Origin of the sequence: Duncaniella muricolitica (assembly GCF_910574735.1) — a bacterium.
In the GTDB taxonomy this organism is placed as follows: domain Bacteria; phylum Bacteroidota; class Bacteroidia; order Bacteroidales; family Muribaculaceae; genus Duncaniella; species Duncaniella muricolitica.
Window position 1 is genome coordinate 1 of record NZ_CAJTCF010000119.1, and the last position, 7,033, is coordinate 7,033.

Below are 7,033 nucleotides of genomic sequence, written 5' to 3' on the forward strand. Positions count from 1 at the left end.
TCTATGAGTTCTATCAATTCAAGGAGTGTTTAGGTGTGTTTTTGCTCATTACACTTAACACTCCTTATTGTATTTTGTATGTTTAAAATAAGTCAAGACAACTTCACATTCTACAAGAGATAAACATTCTCAGCTAATGTTAAATTCGGATTAAAGACTAAAGCTCACACAGTTTTTAAGGCTAACGAGGACGTTCTGAACCTTAAAAACTGTGAGGGCTGGCCTTTCTACAAATTTATAGACTTTACAAATTCTGATGGCATATGTTTGGCAGACTTCAGTGATGAACTTACGTTCAGTCTAGTATCTGAAAAATGTCGGGAGGAAATTGTCAATGTAATTAACGTGAGTTCGATATAAGAATTCACGTTAATTATACTAATAACGGCAGGTTGCCATGCTATATGACTGTATATAGCGGGGTTATGCGATTTTGTAAAGGAGCCACGAAATGTTTTTGCCAAGGTTGCGCATGGTTTCCACGCCTTCGGCATCTTTCAGTGCCTCGCCGGGTAATCTGCCGTATGCGATATTCCAATAGGTAGAGCCGACAATAAACATTTCTTTGTTCAGGAAGAAATGATTGATGGTGTCGAGTACGTTCATCGTGCCGGCACGGCGTCCTACCGCTATTCCGGCACCAATTTTGTGGCTGAACATTCCGGGATTGGTGTCGCTGACAACACTTGCCCGCTCAATTACCGCCTTCAATGTCGACGAGACATCTGCCGAATAAGTCGGAGAGCCCATTATTATTACGTCGGCATCGGTCATCCGCTCATAAACTTCTCGGAATATGTCATCGGAAAACACGCAGTTTCGCTTTCCGGCGCAAGCGAAACAGGCTTTACACGGATTTATAGTGTGTCCTGCGAGGTCTATTTTGTCAACTTGGTGTCCCTGACCTGACAATTCTGATAGGACAATATCAATCATGTCGCCGGTGTTTCCCTGTTTTCTGGAGCTGCCATTTATCGCAAGAATCTTCATATTGCCATTGTTCCCGTTAATCAGATTTGAGGCACCGGCCAGTCCGGTTGTGCTTATCGCAGCACCTGCAGCCAGTACCCCAATCCGTTTAATCGCATCACGTCTGTTCATGCCAGTTAATGATCAGAGGCTATTGTGAAGTATGTCAACAACCTCAGCATGGTCAAGCGTCTTATAGCCACCTGTTAGAATGATGGTGGAATCAGCTATTCTGTCGAGCATGTCAGGTGTGACACCGAGCGATGATATATCGGAAGCTGCGCCTATTTCCTTTATCCATGATTCAAGAGCATCAATACCCTCGGAAGCAATCTGCTCATCAGTCTTTCCTTCAGGAAGAACGCTCCATACGACTTCTGCAAAACGCACAAAACGTTTCAGTCCGTATCTCATGATGTGGCGGTAGTATGCCGCTGATACACCTGAAAGAGTCATGCCGTGAGTGGCATCAGTATATGCACCTATGGCCTGACCTATCATGTGTACCATCCAGTCCTGTGGTTTGCCCTCGCCGATGAGGGTATTGAGTGCCCATGTGGCCGACCACATGAGATTGGAGCGGGCTTCATAATCCTCCGGATTTTTAATTGCCACACGGCTCGATGCGATTACAGAGCGCATAAGTCCTTCGGCGAGATAATCGGATGTACTGTCGTCATCGCCGGAGAAATACTGTTCCAGAATGTGGCTCATGGTGTCGAATATTCCGGCTACCATCTGGCGTTGTGGCAGACTGAAAGTATATTTTGGATTGAGCACTGCAAACTTCGGCATCACATCTTCACCGAATACCTTGCCGATTTTCATCTTGGCGGCGTGGTTGGTGATTACCGAGCCTCCGTTCATCTCCGAGCCTGTACCTGCCATTGTCAGAACAGCACCTACCGGGATTATTCTTTCCCCGGATGTAGGGTCTTCCTGTTTTATCCAGAATCGCTGCCATGCGTCGCCGTCATACCACGCCGAAACGCTGACAGCTTTGGCATAGTCGATTGTCGATCCTCCGCCTACGGCAAGAATGAAATCCACGTTGTTTTCACGCGCAACCTTAATGCCCTCGTTCAATTTTTCGACCGTGGGATTAGGCATTACGCCGGGGAGTTCCACGACTTCTTTACCGGCGGATTTGAGCGCGGAGATGACATCATCATAGACTCCATTTCGCTTGATAGATCCTCCGCCATAAGTAAGTAATACTTTCTTGCCGAAAGGCATGAGAGCCTTTGCGAGATTTTTTTGCGCCTCGTCACCAAAGAATAACTTAGTGGGGTTGGCATACGTAAAATTTCCTAACATAGTGTGGTTATTTTATGAGTTGTTTCTTTCCGTTAATAATTCAGTTTTTTCACATCAATACCAGTCATGTTTCTCGTTGCGGTTAAGGGCGGCAATCGCAGCCATTTCATCCTCAGTCAATTCGAAGTCAAATATTGAGATATTTTCTTTCATGTGGTCGGGGTTGCTTGAGCCGGGAATGACGACAACACCACGCTGCAAGTCCCAGCGCAAAATGACCTGTGCGACTGATTTGCCGTGCCGCATGGCGATTTCGGTCAGTACCGGGTCGTTCAGCAATTCCTTCTGATGCCCTCTGCCCCCTAACGGATACCATGCCTCGACCGCTATTCCGAGATTCTGGATATGGGGAACGACATCGGTATCCTGATAATAGGGATGAACCTCGTTCTGCACAAGCACAGGCTTTATATCGACCTGACGGATGAACTCGTCGATTTCCCTGATATAGTAGCATGACACGCCTATGGAGCGGATTTTACCCTCCCTGACATATCGTTCCATCGCCTTGTAGGCTTTCACGTCGTTTGTGCCGGGATGATGCAGAAGCATCAGGTCAACGTAGCCGAGATCGAGTTTGCGAAGACACTCATCTATGGCGGCTTCGGGGTTGCCATACTGGTTGGGGTATATTTTCGTAGCCACAAAGATTTCGTCACGCGGCACACCCGATTCACGTACTCCACGACCCACCTCTACCTCGTTGCCGTACATGTGTGCGGTGTCAATCTTTCGGAAGCCGAGAGATATAGCCGACTTCACGGAGTTCACGCACACGTCGCCTGTAAGGCTGTATGTGCCGAGCCCCACCACCGGCATATCATATCCGCTGCTGAGGCGGATTGTGGGTGCCTGACCGTTTTTGCCCTCTGAAAGAGGAAATTTAGAGTAATCCATATTTGTGTCAAATTTCATATCAAGTCCTGAAATCCACTTTTCAAGCTCTGTTTTGGCTGTGTTTCCCGCAAAGCGTCGTCCGAGAATCCAGACTGCATCCGGAACGAGAGAATGCAGATTGCGGTCGCTGCTTCCAAGACCGCTGGAGTGTGAAGTACAGAACGGTACTATCGTTTTCCCTTTGAAATCTCCGCTCTCAAGGAAGGTGCTGATTATACGCGGCGCTTCTCCCCACCATATCGGATAACCGAGGAAAACCACATCGTATCGGTCAAGACCGTCAGGCATATTTTTGATTGCCGGACGAGCCTTGGGATTGTTCTGCTCCCTATTGGCGCGGCAGTCGCTGTTATAGTCGAGGTCGGTGGTGGTGTAAGGCTCTTCCGCTTCGATTCTGAATGTGGATGCCCCGGTTATGTCCGCTATACCCTCGGCAATACCTTCCGTGGTGCCCGTACATGAGAAATATGCTACCAGTACGCTGCCATTTTTGCCGGATTCAGTGCCGGGTGTCGGATCAGGAATCGGATTTTCAGTTATGGGGTCATCATCCGTTGTGGTGCATGATGCACACGCTGTCAGAGAAAGCATGGACATTATCATTGAAAGAATTTTGATTTTCATATATTCAAGTATTTATATGTCGGATATACCTTGCGGGTATTCCTGCGACGATTGTATTGTCGGCGACATCTTTTTTTACTATGGCACCGGCGGCCACTATGGCATTTTCACCTACCGTGACACCGGGCAGTATTATCGCTCCTGCTCCGATCCATGCGTTACGGCGTATCACAACCGGGGCTGTAATCAAGGAATGTCGTCTTTCAGGTTCTTCAGGATGTCCTTCGGTCGCAATTTTCACACCGGGGCCGACAAACACTCCGTCCTCCAGCGTTATGCCGCCCTGATCAAGAAAGGTGCAGCCGAAGTTTATAAAAACCTCTTTGCCTACCGTTGTCATTTTGCCGAGAGCGGTATAAAACGGCGGGAACATCCTCACCGTGCTGTCAAGCCGCTGCCCCCAGATGCGTTCCAGAATGGCGCGTATCTCATCGGGTGTATGGTAGCCGGTGTTCAACTCGGCGATAAGCCGACGGGTATTTTCAATCTCGTCACAGAGAAGTTCGGGAGCAGTCTCGGATATGCGCTCGCCGTTTCTCATCCGTTCAATAATATCAGTTGCCATGTTTCTTACTTATTGATTTGTTTTCACAGTGCAAAATTAGCTTCAAAACGAATGGCAGGAATAACCAATGTTACGGAATTATGTACCCCGATTACATCTATGTGAGTTTTCCGCATTGTGCGACAACTGATTATAGCTATCTTTGCAAAAAAGAAATCTTATATGGAAATATACGAGGCAGACACTATTGAAAAATACAACCGCTATTTCGGTTTTGAGACGCGACATCCGCTTGTCTATATAGTTCATTTTGACGATACCGTGGAGCAGCCGACCCATTGCATGCACTTCGGGTTTTATTCTCTTTTTCTCAAAAAAACCACCGGGTGCAAGATAAACTATGGGAAGACATCGTATGACTTCGACGACGAAACAGTTGTCAGTTTCGCTCCCGGCCAGACAGTTGGCATACACCGTTTTGAGGACGGCCCGGCACCGGAAGCTGTCGGAATGCTGTTTCATCCCGATTTTCTTCTGCGGACTCCTTTAGCTCAGAAAATCAAGCAATACACATTCTTTTCCTACGCCTCAAACGAAGCGTTGCATCTGTCCACGGAAGAACGTTTGATATTGCAGGACTATATGGACAAGATAGCCCGTGAGCTGCAACATCCCATCGACAAGTTTTCCAAGTCTCTTATCATATCCAACATAGAGGTGATGCTCAATTACTGTATGCGCTTCTATGAACGTCAGTTTGTGACACGTGAAGAACTGAACCATACCGCCCTCGGCAAATTCGAGCAGTTGATTGACGAATATCTTGACAGTGGACGCGGAGCGACCGACGGAATACCCATAGTAAAGTATTTCGCCGACAAGATATGCCTTTCATCCAACTATTTCGGTGACCTTGTAAAGCAGGAAACGGGCAAGACCGCACAAGAATACATACAGCTTAAAATGATAAACTACGCTAAAAACTCGTTGCTGAATCCGGTATTGAGTACCAAACAGATTGCCGAACTGCTTGGTTTTCAGCACTCACAGCACTTCATCCGCTTCTTCAAGAAACAAACCGGAAGCACTCCAAGAGAATACCGGCTACAGCTGAATTAAAAATTTCATGAACAGACAGGGAGGTGTCTGTGAGATATTCTTTGCCTTGAATGTGACATTCATCGGTTACTATCAGAGCATTGAGAAAGCCACTCAATCAACATTCTACACTCTGCTTCGTGGAGTCATACTGATTGTGCCGGCATTTATCATACTGCCTGATATCATCGGCAACACAGGTCTTTGGCTTGCCATCCCCATAGCTGAACTATTGACTCTGGTCGTTATTATATCAGTATATATCGCACGTAAAAAAGTAATAAACAGAGCTAAATCATAAATTATGAAACATATATTTTTAACACTGTCAATGACATTCTTATTTTTCGGAGTATTTGGATTGTCTGCACAGACTGATTCGACCTTTTACATTCAGGAATCTGTCGGGCGTCTTGCCACACATCTGCAACTGCCACAGACAGGGGGCAACAAAAAATTGCCGGTAGTCATACTTTGTCATGGCTTTATGGGCAATATGGACAACGAGTTGTTTAACGACATCTCGGCAGACCTTGTGGCAAAAGGCATAGGGGTGGTAAGATTCGACTTTAACGGACACGGCAAAAGCGACGGCGAATTCCAACACATGACCGTACTTAATGAAATCGAAGATGTAAAAGAGGTGATAAGATGGATTCGGAATCAGGATTTTACAAAAAACATCTCATTACTTGGACATTCTCAGGGTGGAGTCGTGGCTGCCATGACTGCCGGAGAACTTGGTGATAAGGAAATCAAATCACTGGTACTTATGGCACCTGCCGCTGTATTGCGTGATGACGCACTGCGCGGAAACACTATGGGAGCCACATATGACCCCTGGAATGCTCCGGAATATGTCACAATGCCCAATGGTCTTAAACTCGGTCATGACTACATTGTTGCCGCCCGCGAGTTGCCTATTTATGAAACGGCAAGTCGATATACAGGCCCGACATTTATAATACATGGTAAAGCTGACCGGATAGTGCCATATACTTATGGAGAGCGTTTCAAGCACGATATGAAAAACGCCTCTATCCGGCTTATTGACGGCGAAGACCACAGCTTCACTGTCAATACAGCTCAGGATGCCCGTATTGCCGCTGATTGGCTTTATAAAGAACTTTGATTGTTTCCAATATGGCAATTATCGTTTTGTCTTTGATAGTGCCGGACAAAATTATACTTGCTAATTTTGCAAAAAAATTAAAACCCAATGAAAATAATAGTGTATATTCTAACTAAAAAGTGCGCCGGATAATAATAAAAAAATGCGCCACCCCATATTACAGCAAAAGTAGTAAAAAAGTAATTAAACGGATTGTGAAATCAATTTTTTTGTTTCTTTCATGCGGAAAGAATCGCCGGTCATGTTGATCATCATAGCCAGGTGTGTCAGTCTGTCTACCATGGCAGTCACCAGCACCTTGTCGGCGATAATTTCGTTCCACCGGTTAAAGGGGGTCAAGCCGAAATTCCGGTGCATGTAATTTTGTAACTATTCAGCGGACACGCTAAGGCGATAATGTGGAATAGACATCACCATTATAAGTAAATTCAACCTGCTGATTTTATAGTAATTAGCTGCAATTTTATTTGGTAAAGTCAAATAAGTTTTGT

At 45.9% G+C, this 7,033-nt stretch carries 7 protein-coding genes and 1 pseudogene; 3 read left to right on the plus strand and 5 right to left on the minus strand.

Annotated elements, in window-relative coordinates; all coding sequences use genetic code 11:
* Positions 1–423: 423 nt before the first annotated feature.
* The 4 genes from QGT73_RS16520 to QGT73_RS16535 all read right to left on the minus strand — a co-directional run bounded on the left by QGT73_RS16520 (position 424) and on the right by QGT73_RS16535 (position 4,372).
* Positions 424–990 carry a flavodoxin family protein gene (locus QGT73_RS16520; protein WP_280123166.1) on the minus strand — a complete coding sequence of 189 codons (567 nt, stop codon included), beginning with the start codon at positions 988–990 and terminating at the stop codon, positions 424–426.
* Between the two features lie 123 nt (positions 991–1,113).
* Positions 1,114–2,286 carry an iron-containing alcohol dehydrogenase gene (locus tag QGT73_RS16525; protein ID WP_280123167.1) on the minus strand — a complete coding sequence of 391 codons (1,173 nt, stop codon included), beginning with the start codon at positions 2,284–2,286 and terminating at the stop codon, positions 1,114–1,116.
* Positions 2,287–2,340: 54 nt separating this feature from the next.
* Complete coding sequence (locus QGT73_RS16530; RefSeq protein ID WP_280123168.1) at positions 2,341–3,807, minus strand: aldo/keto reductase; 1,467 nt, start codon at positions 3,805–3,807, stop codon at positions 2,341–2,343.
* Between the two features lie 4 nt (positions 3,808–3,811).
* Positions 3,812–4,372 carry a DapH/DapD/GlmU-related protein gene (locus tag QGT73_RS16535; RefSeq protein ID WP_280123169.1) on the minus strand — a complete coding sequence of 187 codons (561 nt, stop codon included), beginning with the start codon at positions 4,370–4,372 and terminating at the stop codon, positions 3,812–3,814.
* A gap of 162 nt (positions 4,373–4,534) precedes the next feature.
* Between QGT73_RS16535 and QGT73_RS16540 the strand changes: the two genes are divergently transcribed.
* The 3 genes from QGT73_RS16540 to QGT73_RS16550 are packed head-to-tail and all read left to right on the plus strand — an operon-like array spanning position 4,535 to position 6,542.
* Positions 4,535–5,431, plus strand: coding sequence for a helix-turn-helix domain-containing protein (locus QGT73_RS16540; protein ID WP_280123170.1), 897 nt, complete (start codon positions 4,535–4,537; stop codon positions 5,429–5,431).
* Positions 5,432–5,438: 7 nt separating this feature from the next.
* Positions 5,439–5,711: a hypothetical protein gene (locus tag QGT73_RS16545; RefSeq protein WP_280123171.1), complete on the plus strand. Its 273-nt coding sequence runs from the start codon at positions 5,439–5,441 to the stop codon at positions 5,709–5,711.
* Positions 5,712–5,741: 30 nt separating this feature from the next.
* A complete protein-coding gene (locus QGT73_RS16550) occupies positions 5,742–6,542 on the plus strand; it encodes an alpha/beta hydrolase family protein (RefSeq protein ID WP_280123172.1) in 801 nt (266 codons plus the stop codon).
* Between the two features lie 183 nt (positions 6,543–6,725).
* Here the strand turns inward: QGT73_RS16550 and QGT73_RS16555 are convergent.
* A pseudogene (locus tag QGT73_RS16555) lies at positions 6,726–6,872 on the minus strand (ATP-binding protein); the annotation flags it as partial.
* Positions 6,873–7,033: the final 161 nt, after the last annotated feature.

Coding starts and splice junctions, on each gene's coding strand:
- QGT73_RS16550 (WP_280123172.1), top strand. CDS start 5,742: ATGACATTCTTATTTTTCGGAGTATTTGGATTGTCTGCACAGACTGAT.
- QGT73_RS16535 (WP_280123169.1), bottom strand. CDS start 4,372: ATGGCAACTGATATTATTGAACGGATGAGAAACGGCGAGCGCATATCC.
- QGT73_RS16520 (WP_280123166.1), bottom strand. CDS start 990: ATGAAGATTCTTGCGATAAATGGCAGCTCCAGAAAACAGGGAAACACC.
- QGT73_RS16530 (WP_280123168.1), bottom strand. CDS start 3,807: ATGAAAATCAAAATTCTTTCAATGATAATGTCCATGCTTTCTCTGACA.
- QGT73_RS16525 (WP_280123167.1), bottom strand. CDS start 2,286: ATGTTAGGAAATTTTACGTATGCCAACCCCACTAAGTTATTCTTTGGT.
- QGT73_RS16540 (WP_280123170.1), top strand. CDS start 4,535: ATGGAAATATACGAGGCAGACACTATTGAAAAATACAACCGCTATTTC.
- QGT73_RS16545 (WP_280123171.1), top strand. CDS start 5,439: ATGAACAGACAGGGAGGTGTCTGTGAGATATTCTTTGCCTTGAATGTG.